We start from the raw sequence: 17,286 nt of genomic DNA, 5'->3' as shown, positions 1-17,286 counted from the left end.
TAATGAGAGTAAAGGGATTGTTTTGGGGATTTACCGTATTATTGCTGACAATATTAGCGATACTCACCTATTACGTCCTTTTTCTTTATTCCGGCTATTTGTTCTTTGTTGTAGAAGGTCTGGTACTCCTGACGGTTATATATATGTTTGTTTTCTATCGTCGCATTATCAAACCATTGCATACGATAGGAAACGGCATGGAGTTATTGAAGGAACAAGATTTCAGCTCGCGGTTGAGCCGGGTAGGGCAGACCGAAGCCGACCGTGTGGTGGATGTCTTCAATAAGATGATGGAGCAGTTAAAGAACGAACGGCTGCATCTTCGTGAGCAAAACCATTTCCTCGATCTGCTGATTAATGCTTCCCCTATGGGAGTTGTTATATTAAATCTGGACCGGGAGGTGTTATCTGCAAATCCTGCTGCTTGTAAGATGTTCGGTGCTTACGCTGCGTCAGAAGTAGTAGGAAAACAATTGTCGGAAATAGATACTCCGTTGGCTGCCGAGCTATTGCAGATTCCGTTATACGATTCCCAAACCGTCCGGTTAAACGATGCCAATATTTATAAATGTACTCATTCGTCATTTGTAGACAGAGGATTCCATCATCCATTTTATTTGATTGAGACACTTACACAGGAAGTGTTTAAAGCGGAAAAGAAAGCGTATGAAAAGGTGATCCGTATGATAGCTCATGAGGTGAATAATACCACGGCCGGTATTACATCCACTTTAGATACATTACAGTCGGCTTTCAGTGAAGCGGATAATATGGCAGATGTTTGTGAGGTTTTGCAGGTCTCTATGGATCGTTGCTATAGTTTAAGTCGCTTTATAACCAATTTTGCAGACGTGGTGCGCATCCCGGAACCTCAGTTGCAGCCGGTAGAATTAAACGGAGTAGTTGGTTCCTGTAAACGTTTTATGGAAATGGTGTGCCAAAACCGTAATATACGCCTCGTCATGGAGTTGGCAGAGGTCTCTCCGGTAGCTGAACTCGATTCATCCCTTTTTGAACAAGTTCTGGTCAACATCATAAAGAACGCTGCAGAATCGATAGAACAAGATGGTGAAATCCATATTCGCACGTCCAATTCCCCTGTGTGCCTTGAAATAGCTGATACCGGCAAAGGAATAGATAAGGAGACAGAAGCGAAACTGTTCAGTCCTTTCTTTTCTACGAAACCTAACGGACAAGGTATTGGTCTTATTTTCATTCGCGAAGTGTTGCTCAAACATAATTGTACATTTTCTTTACGAACCTGTTCGGACGGGCTGACAAGATTTAAGATTTTGTTCGGTTGATTAGGATATAACAAAAGCTCCGACCTTCGCAGGCCGGAGCTTTACAGCAAAAATTTATGAATTCGTTTCTATTCCGGCGGAATTTTTGTTCCACAGTACAGATTAGAACCAATCTTTATATAAGACGGGGCTAAACTGTTTCCGGTTACAAAAAAACTTCACTTTCCTCCCAACGATTGATAAAGGCTGATAATTCCTTGTATTTCGTCAAAGCGATCGGATGATTGAGTCAGTTGAGTTTGCAATAATGTTTGTTGAGCGGTTAGCACTTCCAGATAGGTTGTTGTGCCGTGATCCATGAGTAAACGTGTACTTCTGACTGCAGTTTCAAGCGAGGTTATTTGTTTTTCACCTAAGACAATACGTTGCCGTGCGGTCTGCCATTGAGTTAACGCATTGTTGACTTCACTACCGGCATTCAACAGACTTTGCTGGAAGGCTAAAGCTGCCTCTTCTTGCTGTGCTTTTGCTATTTTCAAACGGGCTATATTTGTCCCTTTATTGAATAATGGCTGGGTGAGTGAACCTATTGCTTGAAGTAGCAAAGCTCCCGGATTGGTTATTATTCCTCCTCCGTTGTTTGTCCACCCTGCCGTACCGCTTAATGTGATATTGGGATAAAAATAACTGCGCGCTTCATTCGTGGAATAGAAGGCTTGTGCTAATGCTGCTTCGGCCTGTTTAACATCCGGACGGTTGTTGAGTAGCTTTACCGGCAGTCCGGCTGTAAGTTGTTGTGGAAACTGCTGCCCGTTGAGCGTTCCTCTGCCAATCTTTTGCGGAACTTTGCCTAGAAGAGTGGAAAGACTGTTTTCTGTCTCGTTTATTTGTTTACGTAAGGTAAGGAGGGATGCTTCTACCGCAAGGCAATTGGCTTCGGCTTGCGATACGGCAGCCTCGTCTCTTAAACCGGCCTTCATAAGAGCACGCATAGCTTGCACGTTTTCTTTCCAAAGGGCAGCCGTCCGTTCACTAATGGCGAATTGATCGTCTAGTAGTAATAGTGTGTAATAGGTATTGGCTATAGTGGCAATTAGTTGTGTCCGGACGGCCTGCCTATAGGATTTACTTTGCGCTAATGCCGCTTGTGCACTGCGTTTGGCATTTGTAAGTTTACCGAAAATATCTATTTCCCAGCTGGCAGAAGCTGCAAGCTGGTAGCTCTTGGCTGTTTTACTTCCGTCAAAACTACTCAGAGTCCCCTGTGGATTCAGTGACAATGCCGGAAGGTAAGCAAGGCGCGAAGTCAACAGGCTGGCTTCCGCCTCCTGAACTTTCAGGTGGGCGGTACGCATGTCTGTGTTGTTTGCCAAACCTTCTTCTATCAATTCCTGTAAATAAGGATCGGTAAAGAGTTCTTGCCAAGCCAATGAGGCGATACTGGCGGTATCGTTTTCCGTGCTGTTTTCTGTCCTGTATAGATTTTCCGGCACAGAATCAATTGGCTTATATGTTTTGTATATGCCACAGCTGCTTAATGAAAAAGCAGCTATGGAGAATAGGATTATATTTCTTTTCATGTTATTCTTCTTTCTTTTTGCTGTCAAGGTATTCTTGTCTTTCCGTAGATTCTTGTACTACTTCTTCCTGTATCTGCCAGTCGTGTGTTGGCTCGAATTGGATAGGGCGTACTTTTTCCTGTAAATATTGGAATACGATAAATAGAGAAGGAACGATAAACAATAGTGCCAATGTTCCAATTATCATACCGCCTACCGCACCGGTTCCTAGCGAACTGTTACCGTTAGCTCCTACGCCGGTTGCCATCATTAACGGCAGCAAACCGAATACCATAGTCAATGCTGTCATCAAGATAGGACGCAGACGGACTTTCGCTGCGGAGAGAGCCGCCGAAGTGAGGCTCATACCGGCCTGACGCCGTTTCGTAGCATATTCGGTAAGAAGGATAGCCGTTTTAGCCAACAAACCGATTAGCATAATTAATCCGGTTTGCAGGTAAATGTTATTTTCCAATCCCATCATTTTAGCGAACAGAAAACTACCCATCAATCCGAATGGAACGGAAAGAATGACTGCAAAAGGTATCAGGAAGCTTTCATATAGAGCGCTAAGAATCAGATAAACCATCAAGATACAGATAGCAAAGATGATAATTGTCGTATTGCTTTGTTGGTTTTCTTCCCTGGTGATTCCAGCAAAATCGTATCCATATCCTTTGGGTAACGTGATCTGAGCTGTTTCTTTTACCGCCTGAATAGCGTCTCCCGTACTATACCCGTTTGCCGGCATTGCATTGATGCCGATGGAATTATACATATTAAAACGGCTTAATGACTCTGCCCCGTATACCTTCGTTAAAGTAACGAATTGGCTGAGTGGTGCCATTTCTCCGTTTGACATACGTACAAAGGTGTTATCTAATGAATTCTCACTTAAACGATATGCCGGAGATGCTTGTATCATGACTTTATACACTTTTGTGAACCGGTTGAAGTCGGAGGCATATTGCCCTCCATAATATCCGGAAAGCGTGCTTAATACGGAATTGGGAGTGATGCCGGCGCGTTTACATTTGGCTGCGTCTACTTCCACCTGCCATTGCGGGTAGTTGATAGAGAAAGTTGAATATGCAGTCGCTATTTCCGGGCGTTGACGCAAAGTTCCCAGGTATTGCTGGGTAATGTTATAGAATTCGGTAAGATCTCCTCCTTTTTTATCTTGTGTGTACATCTCCAGAGCATTACCCGTGCCATATCCCGGAATCATACCCGGAGCCATAGCAAAGATAGTAGCGTCTTTTATATCGGTGGTCCGTCCATATATCTGGTTGATTACGGCCTGTACATGATCTTCTTTCTGAGGGCGTTCATCCCATGGCTTCAACTTCAAGATAAACATACCGAATGAGTTGCCTTGTCCGGCTATCAAACCATAACCGGATACTTTCGTATATTCTTTTATTTGCGGCATATCTTTGATGCGTTGTTCTATCTGTGTCATAATATCGCCTGTTGTAGCAAGGGAATTACCGGAAGCAGTGGTTACATTAACGAATACCACGCCTTGGTCTTCATCGGGGACTAATCCTGTTTTTGTGCTGTTCATCAATACGATAAGTGCTATTATAGTACAGCCTAACAACGACCATGTGAGCCATTTGCGCTTAATGAAAAACAGTACGCCTCTCTTGTATTTATCCAATATAGAGTCGAATGCGGCATTGAATGCTTTACGGAAACGGGCTGCGAAATTATTCTTTTGTGTACCGTCGTCATTTATATAAGGCTTTAAAATTAATGCACACAGAGCCGGGCTCAAGGTTAAAGCGTTAATGGCGGAGATACCGACGGCTACAGCCATGGTCAGACCAAACTGTGTATAGAAAGTACCGGACGTTCCGCTCATAAATGATACTGGAATAAATACTGCCATAAATACCATTGAAGAAGTAATGATAGCCGCACTGATTCCATTCATAGCATCCATACTTGCCATATAGGAGGATTTGTACCCTACATCAAACCGGGCCTGCACTGCCTCGACTACAACAATAGCATCGTCTACTACCGTACCGATTACCAATACGAGAGCAAATAAAGTGATGAGGTTTATACTGAAACCTGCTATTGCCATGAATGCAAATGTTCCAACCAAAGAAACAATAATGCCGACCAGTGGAATAACCGTAGAGCGGATATCCTGTAAAAACAGATACACAATTAAAATTACCAGAAGTATGGCTTCAATCAATGTCTTTATAACCTCGTGTATGGAAGCGAATAAGAAATCGTTGGAACTCATCATTTGTACAATTTCCACTCCTTTAGGCAAGTCTTTCCGCGCCTCGTCGAGGAAAGCATCTATTTGTTCGTTTACTTCCGTTGCATTAGAACCGGCTGTTTGGAATACAAGGCAGGAAACGCCTGTGTGCCCGCTGGTTTCTCCGATATAAGAATAGTTTTCACGACCTAACTCAATATCTGCTATGTCTTTTAGTTTCAAAACTTCACCGTCGTCAGATGATCTTACAACGATGTCGCCGAATTCTTCAGGAGTAAGCAAACGACCTTTATACTTCATCGTATATTGATAAGTCTCCTTTGAGTTTTCTCCGAATGAGCCGGTTGAAGATTCTATGTTCTGTTCTGCCAATACCGAAGTAACATCCGAAGGTATCAGATTGTATTGAGCCATCACGTCCGGCTTCATCCATACGCGCATACTGTAATCTCCTCCCATGACTACCAGTTCGCCTACACCTGAAATTCTGAGTATCTCAGGCTTTAAATTGATGTTTAGGTAATTGGCAAGGAATCCTTCGTCATAAGAATCAGTAGGACTATAGATGGAGAAAATCTGCAACATGCTGGTCTGACGCTTAATGGTGGTTACTCCCACCTGTGTTACTTCTGCCGGAAGCCGGCCCGTTGCTTTAGAAACGCGGTTCTGCACGTTTACGGCAGCCATGTCAGGATCAGTTCCCTGTTTGAAGTAAACCATGATAGAGACAGTACCTGCATTGGTTGCCGTAGATGTCATATAAGTCATGTTTTCCACTCCGTTTATGGATTCTTCCAATGGAGCTATTACACTGTTCTGTAACGTTTCGGCACTGGCTCCGAAATAAGTGGTATTCACCATTACGGTTGGAGGTGCGATGTCCGGATAAAGTTCTACCGGCGAACTCATCAATCCGATGATTCCCATAAATACGATTACGATGGAGATGACCGCAGACAGTACGGGACGTTCTATAAAGGCTTTTAGTTTCATATTCCTTTTTTATTATTGTTTTGCTGTAATAGAAGTTCCTTCCCGTAGCAGACCTACACCTTCGGCAACTATTATATCACCCGGTTGCAGACCGTCGTTAACAACGTATTCCTGCCCGTTTACGCGTGATACGTTTACGAGGGCAGATGAAGCCTTCCCTTCCACTACCTTATATACATACACTTTATCTTGTATCTCGAATGTCGCTGTTTGCGGGATGACAATGCAGTCATTCTTTTCAATGGATAGAATGACATTCCCTGAATTGCCGCTATAGAGCATGCCGTCTTTGTTTGAAAAGACAGCTCTCAGGCTTACAGTTCCCGTACTGCGGTCGATAACGCCGCTTATGGTTTCAATCTTCCCTTTTACAGGATAGAGCGACTTGTCATTCAATTGCAAGTCTATTTCCGGCATGCTTTCAAGAGCTTTTTCCTTTGATCCGTATTGCCGGGTTAAGGAGAGCAGTTGGTTTTCTGTCAGGGAGAAATAAACATACATATCTGAATTGTCGGAAACAGTTGTCAACGGTTTTGGCAAACCGGCACTTACCAATGCTCCTACGCGATAAGGAAGAGTACCCACAACTCCATTGGATGGGCTTTTTACTTCTGTATATGACAAATTGTTACGTGCATTTAACTCAAGAGCTTTCATCTGTGCAAGCTGTGCTTTTGCACTTAGCCATGAATTCTCGGCTGTCTGTAAATCAAATGCGGAAACTACGTGTTGGGCATGAAGTTCTTTTTTACTGTCATACGTCAGTTTTGCTGTGTTCAGGGCGGCCTGAGCTGCTTCTACATTGGCCGTTGCAGTCTGTAAAGCTGCCTGGTAAGGAACTTGATCGATAATAAATAGTAATTGTCCCTTTTTTACGGCTTGTCCTTCTTCCACACATAAGCGGGTTATAAAACCGGATACCTGCGGATAAATGTCTATATCCTGCCGTCCGCGTATAGTTGCTGAATAAGAGCTGCTCAGCGTTTTGTTTGCTGTGGATACTTTTAATACTTTGTACTCGTTATTTGCCGTCATAGCTGGTTGCTCTTTACAAGAGCTTGCAATAAGGCAAAAAAGCCCTATGCAGATGCCATTTAAGCATCTGGTAATTAATTTCTTCTTCATTTTTAATTGTTACTTTTATTGATCTATAGCAGTAGGATTGTTCCAAAATTTAAACCAATAGGGTCTGCTTTTTTTGTGTGAAAAGTATGTTACTTATTGATCTTTACTGCCTTAACTAATAACCTCTGCAAAGGTCTGATAATAATTCTGATTCCGGGTGGTTGTAAATTGAATATTGCTGTTCCAAATCAGAACACATTTACCTTTGTTTGATAAAATCACTTATCTTTGGTATCAATTAAAAAAGGAATGAATGAAACAGTCTGTATTGCAGCTTAGCATAGAGGATTTTCTTCAATTTAATTTGGATATCAAATCCTATCAAAACAAATTACTTATTGTTGAAATGCATAGTGATGATACCCAAAAATCAGGTTTCAAAGAAGGGGTTTCGGTTCGCTTGGATGCTTTTTCTATATTTTTGGTTCGCCGGGGAACGATTGATATTACAATTGACGATTTCATGTATCATTTGTCTGATAATTTATTGCTGGATATTATGGATATGCATCAGATAAAGAACATGCGTTTATCCCCTCATTTTTTAGGATATCATTTGATAATTGAAAAGAATCTTTTTGCAGAGATTATATTGAATAGCCGCCGGATGCCAGCTGCGTATATCGCTACCCGCCGTAGCCGTCCGGTATTGAAGCTGAATGAAGAAGATGCAGACCTTCTGGAGAGTTATATCCATCGTATAGAACGGAATATGGATCGTTCGGGACATGCCTGGCATCGCGATCTTATTTTTAATGAATTGCGTGGATTCTTATTGGAGATGAATAATATCATTTATCAGGCTCTTCATGAACATGTCCATATTAATCCGCCAAGTAAAGATACATTGTTGTTTCTATTCATCCAGTTGCTGGATAAACATTGTAAAGAAGAGCATTCGGTGGCTTTTTATGCCCGCGAACTTTGTATAACGCCGGAGTATTTGTCGCGTATATTGAAGGATTTTAGTGGTAAGACCGTGAATAAATGGATTGCCGAAGCTTTAATGCGCGAGGCGGAAATCTGTCTTCGTGATCCTGAGTTTACGGTGCAACAGGTAGCAGATATGCTGAATTTTTCAGACCAGTCTTCATTCGGTAAATTCTTCAAAAAGCACAAAGGCGTATCGCCATTAATGTACAGAGCGAATATAGATGTTTCTTGATCTATATTCGTTCTGTTTTGTTTCATGCCGGCGGAACAAATGTTTCAAGCTGATGGAACAACTGTTTCATGCCGGTGGAACAAAAGTTTCATCCTGATGGAACAAGTGTTTCATCCCGGTGAAACAAAAGTTTCAAGCCGATAAAACTGAATGGAACAATTAGTTCAGATATTGATTCATAAACTCATCCATTTCGCTTGCGTGCTCTTCCAGGCTCTGTAACAGCTTGAACTGCGCTTTTGTACGTATCAGATTGTGTTTCGGACTATGTATTTTATAGTAAGTATCCCCATTTATATAATCCGTGAGGAATCTGACCGTCTGCATATAGGTAAGTAATCGTCCGCCATAAGGCAACAGCTTTATTTCTTGCGGAGTAAGAAAACTTTTTGCCGTTTCCATGTATCCCCGCGTGTAAGCCCGGAAGATGTCCATATTAACGTTTACATTATTCAGGTTTTCATCGTCTTCGGCTCCGGTATTGGCTCCGGTACGAATAAAATCGCCTATATCCGATAATACGAAGCCCGGCATAACGGTATCTAAATCAATAACACAAAGTACCTTTCCGCTTTCATCAAACATGATGTTGTTTACTTTCGTATCACAATGGTTCGTGCGTTTCTTGAGCTTGCCTTCGCGGTATAATCGTTCTTGGATGCACATGGCATCGGCTCGTTTCTCAATCTCCCGGATCAGGTCTTTCACTTCATCCAGACGCCCGGCCGCATTCGTTTTTACTGCATCATGAAATTGTTCCAAACGGAACTCCATGTTGTGAAAGTTGGGTATGGTTTCCCCTATAGCTCCTTCCGGAAGGTTTGCCAGCATAGACTGGAAGTCGCCGAATGCTTTACCTGCTTCATAGGATAATTCCGGAGTAACCTCTTCAAAACTTTTGCTTCGGGGAATGAACAGGCAGACACGCCAATAGCTGTCTCCGTCGAAGTAATATAGCTTTCCTTCTTTTGTAGGGAGAAATGTTAATACTTTGCGATCAATATCCTTTTCGTCCCGTGCCTCCAGTTTTTTACGTATGTGTGATGTAACGGTGTGTATATTGTTCTGCAACATTTCCACATTGGTGAATATAAGGTGGTTGATGCGTTGTAATACATATTTTGTTTCACCTTTTTCGTTTGTTACTTTCAGCGTGTCGTTAATGTGTCCGTTTCCGAAAGGTTCTGCGGAAACTACTTTCTCATCTAATTGGAATCTGCTCAGGATGTCCAATAATTCTTCTTTTGTTTTTGTCATGGTATTATAAATTCAATTCTTCACAAAAATAGGAAATAATATTAGACAACAAAAAAAGGTGCTGATTTTAATCAACACCTTTTTCTATAAATTTAGAATAGGTCGTATTCCTTATTTCTTGCGGTTACCGTAACGGCTCATGAACTTATCAACACGTCCGGCTGTATCAACCAATTTAGACTTACCAGTATAAAATGGGTGAGAAGTATTAGAGATTTCCACTTTTACCAATGGATATTCTACACCGTCAATTTCGATCGTTTCCTTTGCGCTGATAGTTGAACGCGTAATAAATACATCGTCGTTAGACATGTCCTTGAATACAACAGGACGATAGTTTTCAGGATGAATACCTTTTTTCATTGCTTTATTTCTATTTTAATTTATATTCTTTTACTTGTTTGGTAACCGGTAATTTGGGTTGCAAAGGTATGGATAAGTGTCAAACAAACAAAGAAATTTGAGTTATTTTTTCTCCAGAGGTTGAAATTGTGTTATTTTATATGTTCGAGAGCATAATGTTAGAACTTAGTTATTATCTTTGTGGGAAATTTTTAATCATTAACGTAATAACAAATACACAATGGTAAATTACAAAGATCTGGGTCTTGTAAACACTCGAGAAATGTTTGCAAAGGCTATTAAAGGCGGATATGCTATTCCTGCTTTTAACTTCAATAACATGGAACAGATGCAGGCTATTATTAAAGCTGCTGTAGAAACTAAATCTCCGGTTATCCTGCAGGTATCTAAAGGTGCCCGTCAGTATGCAAACGCTACTTTGTTGCGTTACATGGCTCAGGGAGCTGTAGAATATGCTAAGGAATTAGGTTGTCCGAATCCTCAGATCGTTCTTCACTTGGATCACGGTGATACGTTTGAAACTTGCAAAAGCTGTATTGACTCTGGTTTCTCTTCTGTAATGATCGACGGTTCTCATTTGCCATATGAAGAAAATGTAGCTTTGACTAAGAAAGTGGTAGACTATGCTCATCAGTTTGATGTAACAGTTGAAGGTGAACTGGGTGTATTGGCCGGTGTTGAAGATGAAGTTTCTTCTGACCATCACACATATACAGACCCTGAAGAAGTAATTGATTTCGCTACTCGCACAGGTTGCGACTCTTTGGCTATCTCAATCGGTACTTCTCACGGTGCTTATAAATTCACTCCGGAACAGTGCCATATCGATCCTAAGACTGGTAAGATGGTTCCTCCTCCATTGGCATTTGAAGTATTGGATGCTGTAATGGAAAAACTTCCGGGCTTCCCTATCGTACTTCACGGATCTTCTTCTGTTCCTGAAGAAGAAGTTGAAACTATCAACAAATACGGTGGTGCTTTGAAGGCTGCTATCGGTATTCCTGAAGAAGAATTGCGCAAGGCTGCTAAGTCTGCTGTTTGCAAGATCAACATCGACTCAGACTCTCGTTTGGCTATGACTGCTGCAATCCGCAAGACTTTCGCTGAGAAACCTGCTGAATTCGACCCACGTAAATATCTGGGCCCGGCTCGTGATAACATGGAAAAACTGTACAAGCATAAAATTATCAATGTACTTGGTTCAGACAACAAACTTTAATTATGTAGTTGATTAATTATAGTTATAGGTGAGGGATATGTTTGTAAAAACATATCCCTTTTCTGTTGATTGGTTGCAATCGTTTTATTTGCTACGAAGAAAGTTTTTATTCGCTTTATAGGTACACATAAAGAATATGATAGAATAGATTGTTCCTCAGTTTAAGATATTGGATTAGTGAGACACACTTACAAACTGTAAATTGATATGGCAAAGATAAAGACTGAAAAACAATACAAAGCAGCTTGCGCAAGAATTGAAGAATTATTGAAGGTTGTTGGCAATGATACTCCGGCAGATGATAAGAATTATCTTGAACTTGATTTGATTTCAGATTTAGTGGCCGATTATGAGGAAGAGCATTTTCCTGTAGAATCACCTTCATTGGTAGATGTTCTTAAACTTCGGATGTATGAAATGAGCCTTACTCAAACTAAACTTTCAGAATTATTGAATGTGAGTCCTTCACGGGTAAGCGAGTATCTTTCGGGTAAGTGCGAACCTACTTTGAAAGTCGCCAGAGAAATGAGCCGAAAATTGAATATTGATGCTAACATCGTGTTAGGAGTCTGATATTGTACGAATCATTATTCGTCGTTTTTTTACTTAAATTCCTTAAGAGGCCTCGGTTGTGAAAGTCTCAGACTGCTTATTATACCTGCTGTAATGGCAAATCCACCGGCAAGAAGAAGACAGAAGTGTGTGCTGTTGTCGTGTACCAATCCGAAGATCATGGCAACTAAGGTGGCTCCCAGAGTTTGGCCAACCAGACGTGCCGTGCCCAACATGCCACTGGCGCCTCCACTGCGGTTGGTTGGTGCGGAAGAAATGATTGTGCTATTGTTTGGTGTCTGGAAAATACCAAAACCTGCTCCGCAAAGCATCATTCTCCATACAATATCTCCATTGGCTGGGTTATCCGGTAAGATAGCCAAAAGGAACAGTCCGGTTGCGAATAGGACCATTCCTATACTTCCCAGCAGTCCGGCATGTATGCGTTCTACCAACCTGCCGGCTACCGGTGCCATGAACATGGTTGCCAAAGGCCATGGGGTAAGTAATAACCCAGTTTCTACTTCGCTTTTCCCTAATGTGTTCTGTATAAAGAAGGGCAGGGAAATCATAGCCAGCATCTGTCCTGTAAAAGAACAAATAGAACTGCCTATGGAAAGAGAGAAGATGGGTATTTTCATTAAATCTACCGGTAGGAGCGGATATTCCTGAGTTAACTGACGTCGTACAAAGAAATAACCTATCAGCAGTAACGCGATGGTTTCTATTATTATAAATGTAGGATTTTGTTTGTGCGCAACTCCTTCCAAAGCTATAATCAACAGTCCGAAACTAAGCGCATTGGCCAACGCGCTTATCATGTCGAACTTCCGTTTGATTGTTTTTACCGGATTTGCAGGGAGAAACATCGATGCTACTATGAAAGTACAAATACCTATCGGTACGTTGATGGCAAATAACCAGTTCCACGAACCTATGGAGAGGATTGCGGCAGCCAACGATGGCCCGGATGCTATGGACACAGCTACAACTAAAGCATTTATACCCATTCCCCGTCCCAGGAACTTACGCGGATAGATAATGCGTAAGATGGCTGTGTTTACACTCGTTATGGCAGCAGCTCCTACACCTTGTAAGGCTCGTGCTATCGTTAGTGTCCAGAACGAATCGGACAGGGCGCAACCTAAAGAGGTAACCGTGAATATTCCGACCCCTGTGATAAATATACGCCGGTAACCATAAATATCTCCCAGGGAAGAAAAGGATAGTAATGATATAACCAATGCTAATTGATAAGCATTTACAATCCAGATAGATGTAGTAGGTGATATACTTAAATCATTCGCTATGCTGGGCAGAGCCACATTGGCGATTGTTCCGTCTATAACGGACATGGATACTCCCAGAGCTGTAGCAAGGATAGCCCAATAACGCTTGTTTAAAGGCAGACCGTCCATATCGCTGGTTGCGGTTACGCGGTTTCTGATCTTCATCTTCTCGTGTTTTACTTTACCTGTTCTGAAACTTGCCTTGAGGAAGGAACGGCACAAATGTAGCGATAATATTCTTATCTTTGCGGAATGCTAATATAACACATTAAATTTTTAACGAAATGAAAAAGGTTTGGATGATTGTAACGGCTTTGTCTGCCGTTTTGTTGATGCCTCAGATAGCAAGTGCCCAGTCGTTGAAGGATATTCTGAAATCATCGGCAGTAAAAGATGCTGTGACCGCTGTTACCGGAGGAAAAGCGTTGACGGTTGAAAACCTGCAAGGTACGTGGACTTACGTTAATCCTGCAATTCAGTTGGAGGGAGATAACGCATTGAAGAACGTTGCCGCAAGCCTTGCTTCAACAGAGGCCGAGAAGAAGATGAAAGAATATTGCGCCAAAGTTGGTATTGTAGAAGGCGTGTTTAACTACGCGCTGAACCCTGATTCAACATTCACCAATACGTTAAAGAAAGGTTCGCTGAATGGAACTTATTCGTTTGATGCCGATGCCAAAACACTTTCTTTACATTATTCGTTAGGCAAAGCCAAGAAAATGAAGATTACTACGTTGACGGCTCATGTTGTATTGTCCGGTAATCAGCTAACCTTGCTTTTCGACGCCGATAAGCTTTTAAAATTCCTCTCTACCATATCTGCTGTTTCAAGCAATGCAACCTTACAAACGATCAATAAACTTGCTGAGCAATACGATGGTATGATGCTGGGCTTTGATCTGGAAAAATAAGCTGTAGCCGTTTTCTGTATCCGCCTGTAGGTCAGTTATTGTCTATAGGCGGACGTTAACCTGTATCCTGCCTTCCCTGAAAATATTACAGGAAAATAACCAAACCCGTGTTATGTTTTCCTTCCTTTGTCGTCTTATTAATAGAAATGGAATTAGAGACATTCAAAATAACCGTGCTACCGCTTCGGGAGAAGATGTTTAACTTTTCGCGGAAGCTGGCGGAAGACACTTCCGATGCTGAGGATGTTGTGCAAGAAGCATTCCTCAAGTTATGGAATATCCGCGGTAAGCTAGACGAATACGATAGCGTGGAAGCACTGGCTATGATGATTGTACGCAACCTTACGCTGGATAAGCTAAGGAAGCGGAAGCCGCAAGGGCCGGAACTGGATAACCTGTCGCTCGATTCCGGAACTATGAACCCTGCTGAACGACTGGAACAACAAGACGCCGTTGCTTGTGTACGCCGCTTGATAGACCGGTTGCCTTCGTTGCAGCAGACAATTATCCGGATGAAAGACGTAGAAGGGTATGAAGTAGCGGAGATTGCCGAAATAACAGGCACACAACCTGAAGCCATCCGTGTTAATCTATCCAGGGCACGAAAAAAGATACGCGAACAATACTTACAATTAAACGGACAACGAATATGAATATCGACGAATTACTGAATAAATATTTTGAAGGCGAGACAACCTCGGCTGAGGAATCTCAGCTACGCGCCTTCTTTGCTTCGGACGATGTGCCCGAACACCTGTCCGTTTATAAGCCTCTCTTTGCTTACTTTCGGGAAGAGATCGACAAGCAAGCCGGAAAACCGGCCAAGCCTGTCCATCGTTCGATTGCCCGGCGCACTGTTTTATATCTGGTATCCGGAATAGCGGCTTGTGTTCTGCTGGCATTGGGAATAGGGCAGCTGCTTCACCCGCTTGATCCTTGTTTCTGCTCGGACAACTATGTGGTGATAAACGGACGTTGCTATACCGATATCCACAAAGTGCGTACTTTGGCTATTGAGGCCTTGCAAGAAGTAGCGACTCCTGCCGACGAGTACTTTCCGGAAACGGATAGCGAACCCGATACGCAGGAGATAGTAGATAATCAATTAAAAGAACTGGGCTCTTTGTTCAGCGATGATGAAGAATAAAACACACTGTCTTATGAAACAGATTAAATATGTATTCGTGCTGCTGCTAATAACAGCATTCAGCCTGCAACCGGATAGTCTTTCTGCTGCCGGGATGCAGAAAGACTTAAAGATACAAGACGTATTTGTCCGGTACGGAAAGAAAAAGAATGTGACGATGGTGGAGCTTTCCAACGAAATGCTCGAGACATACGGGATGACCCGTTACAAGAGCATTACCATCAAGCAGGACAATGAGGCGCTGGCCTTTGTCAGGAGCTGTCTGGAAGCCGATCAGAAAGGGGCTCGCAAGATTAAGGAAGTTACCGACGACGGTGGGGTAGTGTCCGCTTATTACCAGCTGCCGGGCAAAGATGAAGACATCAACCGCTTTGTCCTTTTCAAAGTCAACAAGAAAGGAGTAGTTACTCTGGTCTATATAGAGGGCGACCTGGACAGCGACGACCTTATCACTCTTCTCTTTACTAAAAAGGATTTGTAAACGTATAAAATAGATACAGATATGAAAAACGTACTGTTATTCCTGGCTACCTGTTTCCCCTTGGCGGCCGTAGCAACTACAGGCGTACAGCCTGCTGCCACCGATACGGTTATCGTGGTAGAAAACAAACGGATTGAAGTGAAAGACAATGGCGACCGCATGAAAGTAAAAGTCTATGAGTTGACGGAAGAAGGCGACTCTATCGATAGCGACATGGTTTTTGAAGGCCATTACCGCGACGGCCAGAATTACGAACGTCGCAAACACATCCGGTCGCTCAATATACCTGTGCCTACATGGGATAAGGACTTCTCGGCTCACTGGGCAGGGTTTGGCATGGGCTTCTGTAACTTTGCCGACGGAAGCCTGCATGTCAATGACGTAGACGGCGTATCGTTGCGGGGAGGAAAGTCTTTGGAATATAACCTGAACTTTATGGAGTGGAGTTTCCCGTTCTCACGTTACAACTGGGCAGTGGTAACCGGTGCCGGTATGCGTTGGAATCGTTACAGGTTGGATACAAACAACTATTTCAAGGAAGTGGACGGGGTAACCGTCTTGCAGCCCGCCCCCGAAGGCATTACGTATAAGGCCAGCAAGCTGAATACTACCAGCCTTACCATTCCCCTTTTGTTGGAGTGGCAGAAGCGTCGCCACCATAAGACGTCGTATTTCTTCTCCGCCGGTGTGGTAGGAGTGGTCAAAACCATGTCGTCATCCAAAGTTGTTTATACAGACGACCGTGGCAAGACGCGTAAAGAGAAGATGGACGGCGGTATGAACCTCCGTCCGGTATCTATGGACATTATGCTTCAAGCCGGCCTGGACTGGATCGGAATCTATGCCCGGTATTCACCTGTCAGCGCATTTAAGCATAATAAAGGGCCGGAATTATATCCCGTCTCCATCGGCCTGCACTTGCATCTGTAAAGGGAAGCGCAGGATATTTAATCCTGAACTTCCAGCAGCCTGATCTCCGTTTCGGGGTGTTCGCGGGCCACGTAGCGGCGGAGATACTCCAATGTGTTTTGCTCTATCAGCTCATCCGTACGGGGATAGAGGTTGTACACTACGGTATGCACTTTTATCCCGTATTGTTTGCAGGCGTAGAGGCTGAGCAGGGTATGGTTGATGCTGCCCAGCTTACCGGAGGTGACGAGGATGAGCGGGTAGCCCATGTCGCGCACGTATTCTATGGTGAGCGAATCGGCAGTGCAGGGCACCATCAGTCCGCCGGCGCCTTCAAGCAGCACGTAGTCGTACTTCTCCTGCAGCCGGCGGGTTGCTTCCGTAATGACCCGGAGGTCTATCTCGCGGCCGTCTTTCGCGGCGGCCATGTGCGGAGAGCAGGGATAGGTAAAGATGTAGGGGCAGGTCAGCCCGGACTTGTCTTCGTCGGTAAAGGGGATGCCTTGCAGGCGGCGGTGCATCTCGATGTCTTCGGATACATCCACGTTTCCCGTCTGGGTCATCTTCTGGGTGATCACGCTTTTGCCTTCTGCCGCCATCCGGCGGGCTATGATTCCGGTGGCATAGGTTTTGCCTACGTTGGTGTCTATGCCTGATACGAATAATACGGTTCCTTTCATACGTTTATCTTTTAATTTGATGGATATTCTTTAGAGTTATAATTCCAGAGTGTCTGGAGTTATGCTTGCAGAGTGTCTGGAGTTACGCTTGCAGAGTGTCTGGAGTTATAACTCTAAAGGGTCTGGAATTATAACGGCATACATTCTGCT

General features: G+C 43.2%; 16 protein-coding genes and 1 pseudogene. 10 read left to right on the top strand and 7 right to left on the bottom strand.

Annotated elements, in window-relative coordinates:
- Positions 1 to 2: 2 nt before the first annotated feature.
- Positions 3 to 1,304, top strand: a complete 1,302-nt coding sequence (locus C1721_RS01075) for a sensor histidine kinase (RefSeq protein WP_102406364.1) — start codon at positions 3 to 5, stop codon at positions 1,302 to 1,304.
- A 158-nt stretch (positions 1,305 to 1,462) separates the two neighbouring features.
- On the opposite strand, the gene C1721_RS01070 is transcribed toward C1721_RS01075, so the two are convergent.
- The 3 genes from C1721_RS01070 to C1721_RS01060 are packed head-to-tail and all read right to left on the bottom strand — an operon-like array spanning position 1,463 to position 7,163.
- Positions 1,463 to 2,824, bottom strand: coding sequence for a TolC family protein (locus C1721_RS01070; protein WP_102406362.1), 1,362 nt, complete (start codon positions 2,822 to 2,824; stop codon positions 1,463 to 1,465).
- Position 2,825: 1 nt separating this feature from the next.
- Positions 2,826 to 6,038, bottom strand: coding sequence for an efflux RND transporter permease subunit (locus C1721_RS01065; protein WP_102406360.1), 3,213 nt, complete (start codon positions 6,036 to 6,038; stop codon positions 2,826 to 2,828).
- A gap of 12 nt (positions 6,039 to 6,050) precedes the next feature.
- On the bottom strand, positions 6,051 to 7,163 hold the full coding sequence (locus tag C1721_RS01060) for an efflux RND transporter periplasmic adaptor subunit (RefSeq protein ID WP_102406358.1): 1,113 nt from the start codon (positions 7,161 to 7,163) through the stop codon (positions 6,051 to 6,053).
- Positions 7,164 to 7,416: 253 nt separating this feature from the next.
- Here C1721_RS01060 and C1721_RS01055 point away from each other — a divergent pair, with 253 nt between their 5' ends.
- Complete coding sequence (locus C1721_RS01055; protein WP_234347244.1) at positions 7,417 to 8,328, top strand: helix-turn-helix domain-containing protein; 912 nt, start codon at positions 7,417 to 7,419, stop codon at positions 8,326 to 8,328.
- A gap of 159 nt (positions 8,329 to 8,487) precedes the next feature.
- Here the strand turns inward: C1721_RS01055 and C1721_RS01050 are convergent, their stop codons facing one another.
- The gene (locus tag C1721_RS01050) at positions 8,488 to 9,585 is read right to left on the bottom strand and encodes a phosphotransferase enzyme family protein (protein WP_102406356.1); all 1,098 of its coding nucleotides are present in this window, start codon (positions 9,583 to 9,585) and stop codon (positions 8,488 to 8,490) included.
- A gap of 111 nt (positions 9,586 to 9,696) precedes the next feature.
- Positions 9,697 to 9,948 carry a type B 50S ribosomal protein L31 gene (locus C1721_RS01045; protein ID WP_102406354.1) on the bottom strand — a complete coding sequence of 84 codons (252 nt, stop codon included), beginning with the start codon at positions 9,946 to 9,948 and terminating at the stop codon, positions 9,697 to 9,699.
- A 220-nt stretch (positions 9,949 to 10,168) separates the two neighbouring features.
- Between C1721_RS01045 and C1721_RS01040 the strand changes: the two genes are divergently transcribed.
- The 3 genes and pseudogenes from C1721_RS01040 (at position 10,169) to C1721_RS01030 (ending at position 11,740) form a co-directional block, all read left to right on the top strand.
- Complete coding sequence (locus C1721_RS01040; RefSeq protein WP_102406352.1) at positions 10,169 to 11,167, top strand: class II fructose-bisphosphate aldolase; 999 nt, start codon at positions 10,169 to 10,171, stop codon at positions 11,165 to 11,167.
- Positions 11,168 to 11,236: 69 nt separating this feature from the next.
- Positions 11,237 to 11,332, top strand: a pseudogene (locus C1721_RS01035) (type II toxin-antitoxin system HigB family toxin); the annotation flags it as partial.
- 42 nt (positions 11,333 to 11,374) lie between these two features.
- Entirely contained in the window at positions 11,375 to 11,740 is a 366-nt protein-coding gene (locus C1721_RS01030; RefSeq protein WP_102406348.1) for a helix-turn-helix domain-containing protein, read from the top strand.
- A 29-nt stretch (positions 11,741 to 11,769) separates the two neighbouring features.
- On the opposite strand, the gene C1721_RS01025 is transcribed toward C1721_RS01030, so the two are convergent.
- Positions 11,770 to 13,173 carry an MFS transporter gene (locus C1721_RS01025; RefSeq protein ID WP_102409176.1) on the bottom strand — a complete coding sequence of 468 codons (1,404 nt, stop codon included), beginning with the start codon at positions 13,171 to 13,173 and terminating at the stop codon, positions 11,770 to 11,772.
- A 119-nt stretch (positions 13,174 to 13,292) separates the two neighbouring features.
- Here C1721_RS01025 and C1721_RS01020 point away from each other — a divergent pair, with 119 nt between their 5' ends.
- The 5 genes from C1721_RS01020 to C1721_RS01000 all read left to right on the top strand — a co-directional run bounded on the left by C1721_RS01020 (position 13,293) and on the right by C1721_RS01000 (position 16,477).
- Positions 13,293 to 13,919: a DUF4923 family protein gene (locus C1721_RS01020; RefSeq protein ID WP_102406346.1), complete on the top strand. Its 627-nt coding sequence runs from the start codon at positions 13,293 to 13,295 to the stop codon at positions 13,917 to 13,919.
- 146 nt (positions 13,920 to 14,065) lie between these two features.
- Positions 14,066 to 14,572 carry an RNA polymerase sigma factor gene (locus tag C1721_RS01015; RefSeq protein ID WP_102406344.1) on the top strand — a complete coding sequence of 169 codons (507 nt, stop codon included), beginning with the start codon at positions 14,066 to 14,068 and terminating at the stop codon, positions 14,570 to 14,572.
- Positions 14,569 to 15,066 (top strand): hypothetical protein, encoded by a 498-nt coding sequence (locus C1721_RS01010; protein ID WP_102406342.1) that lies wholly within the window; start codon positions 14,569 to 14,571, stop codon positions 15,064 to 15,066. Before C1721_RS01015 ends, C1721_RS01010 begins: the two co-directional genes overlap by 4 nt.
- 13 nt (positions 15,067 to 15,079) lie before the next feature.
- Positions 15,080 to 15,547 carry a DUF6108 family protein gene (locus tag C1721_RS01005; RefSeq protein ID WP_102409175.1) on the top strand — a complete coding sequence of 156 codons (468 nt, stop codon included), beginning with the start codon at positions 15,080 to 15,082 and terminating at the stop codon, positions 15,545 to 15,547.
- A gap of 21 nt (positions 15,548 to 15,568) precedes the next feature.
- Positions 15,569 to 16,477 carry an outer membrane beta-barrel protein gene (locus tag C1721_RS01000; protein WP_102406340.1) on the top strand — a complete coding sequence of 303 codons (909 nt, stop codon included), beginning with the start codon at positions 15,569 to 15,571 and terminating at the stop codon, positions 16,475 to 16,477.
- Between the two features lie 17 nt (positions 16,478 to 16,494).
- On the opposite strand, the gene bioD is transcribed toward C1721_RS01000, so the two are convergent.
- The gene (bioD, locus tag C1721_RS00995; RefSeq protein WP_102406338.1) at positions 16,495 to 17,136 is read right to left on the bottom strand and encodes a dethiobiotin synthase; all 642 of its coding nucleotides are present in this window, start codon (positions 17,134 to 17,136) and stop codon (positions 16,495 to 16,497) included.
- Positions 17,137 to 17,286: the final 150 nt, after the last annotated feature.

Source organism: Parabacteroides bouchesdurhonensis (assembly GCF_900186615.1).
Lineage (GTDB): Bacteria > Bacteroidota > Bacteroidia > Bacteroidales > Tannerellaceae > Parabacteroides > Parabacteroides bouchesdurhonensis.
This window is presented reverse-complemented; position numbering and strand designations above follow the sequence as displayed.

Coding starts and splice junctions, on each gene's coding strand:
- C1721_RS01075 (WP_102406364.1), top strand. CDS start 3: ATGAGAGTAAAGGGATTGTTTTGGGGATTTACCGTATTATTGCTGACA.
- C1721_RS01070 (WP_102406362.1), bottom strand. CDS start 2,824: ATGAAAAGAAATATAATCCTATTCTCCATAGCTGCTTTTTCATTAAGC.
- C1721_RS01065 (WP_102406360.1), bottom strand. CDS start 6,038: ATGAAACTAAAAGCCTTTATAGAACGTCCCGTACTGTCTGCGGTCATC.
- C1721_RS01060 (WP_102406358.1), bottom strand. CDS start 7,163: ATGAAGAAGAAATTAATTACCAGATGCTTAAATGGCATCTGCATAGGG.
- C1721_RS01055 (WP_234347244.1), top strand. CDS start 7,417: ATGAAACAGTCTGTATTGCAGCTTAGCATAGAGGATTTTCTTCAATTT.
- C1721_RS01050 (WP_102406356.1), bottom strand. CDS start 9,585: ATGACAAAAACAAAAGAAGAATTATTGGACATCCTGAGCAGATTCCAA.
- C1721_RS01045 (WP_102406354.1), bottom strand. CDS start 9,948: ATGAAAAAAGGTATTCATCCTGAAAACTATCGTCCTGTTGTATTCAAG.
- C1721_RS01040 (WP_102406352.1), top strand. CDS start 10,169: ATGGTAAATTACAAAGATCTGGGTCTTGTAAACACTCGAGAAATGTTT.
- C1721_RS01030 (WP_102406348.1), top strand. CDS start 11,375: ATGGCAAAGATAAAGACTGAAAAACAATACAAAGCAGCTTGCGCAAGA.
- C1721_RS01025 (WP_102409176.1), bottom strand. CDS start 13,173: ATGAAGATCAGAAACCGCGTAACCGCAACCAGCGATATGGACGGTCTG.
- C1721_RS01020 (WP_102406346.1), top strand. CDS start 13,293: ATGAAAAAGGTTTGGATGATTGTAACGGCTTTGTCTGCCGTTTTGTTG.
- C1721_RS01015 (WP_102406344.1), top strand. CDS start 14,066: ATGGAATTAGAGACATTCAAAATAACCGTGCTACCGCTTCGGGAGAAG.
- C1721_RS01010 (WP_102406342.1), top strand. CDS start 14,569: ATGAATATCGACGAATTACTGAATAAATATTTTGAAGGCGAGACAACC.
- C1721_RS01005 (WP_102409175.1), top strand. CDS start 15,080: ATGAAACAGATTAAATATGTATTCGTGCTGCTGCTAATAACAGCATTC.
- C1721_RS01000 (WP_102406340.1), top strand. CDS start 15,569: ATGAAAAACGTACTGTTATTCCTGGCTACCTGTTTCCCCTTGGCGGCC.
- bioD (WP_102406338.1), bottom strand. CDS start 17,136: ATGAAAGGAACCGTATTATTCGTATCAGGCATAGACACCAACGTAGGC.